Origin of the sequence: Bacillus cereus group sp. N21, assembly GCF_016483395.1 — a bacterium.
Taxonomy (GTDB): Bacteria; Bacillota; Bacilli; order Bacillales; family Bacillaceae_G; genus Bacillus_A; species Bacillus_A pseudomycoides.
Window position 1 is genome coordinate 1 of sequence record NZ_JAEHBX010000288.1, and the last position, 341, is coordinate 341.

Here is a 341-nt window from a genome sequence, read left to right on the forward strand (position 1 = left end):
TTCGAACCCCCGCGCGACTCTCGCCGCCTGTCGGTTTTCAAGACCGATCCCTTCAGCCAGACTTGGGTATACCTCCAGGGAATTTACTTTAAATGGTGGACCTTGTAGGACTCGAACCTACGACCGGACGGTTATGAGCCGTCTGCTCTAACCAGCTGAGCTAAAGGTCCTTTATGGTAGCGGCGGAGGGGATCGAACCCCCGACCTCACGGGTATGAACCGTACGCTCTAGCCAGCTGAGCTACACCGCCATAATAAAGTTATAAGTGGAGCCTAGCGGGATCGAACCGCTGACCTCCTGCGTGCAAGGCAGGCGCTCTCCCAGCTGAGCTAAGGCCCCA

General features: G+C 56.9%; 3 tRNA genes. All 3 read right to left on the minus strand.

Annotation, left to right across the window (positions count from 1 at the left end):
• Positions 1-93: 93 nt before the first annotated feature.
• The 3 genes from JDS96_RS30885 to JDS96_RS30895 all read right to left on the minus strand — a co-directional run bounded on the left by JDS96_RS30885 (position 94) and on the right by JDS96_RS30895 (position 340).
• Positions 94-170, minus strand: a tRNA-Ile gene (locus JDS96_RS30885).
• Positions 171-174: 4 nt separating this feature from the next.
• A tRNA-Met gene (locus JDS96_RS30890) sits at positions 175-251 on the minus strand.
• A 16-nt stretch (positions 252-267) separates the two neighbouring features.
• A tRNA-Ala gene (locus JDS96_RS30895) sits at positions 268-340 on the minus strand.
• Position 341: the final 1 nt, after the last annotated feature.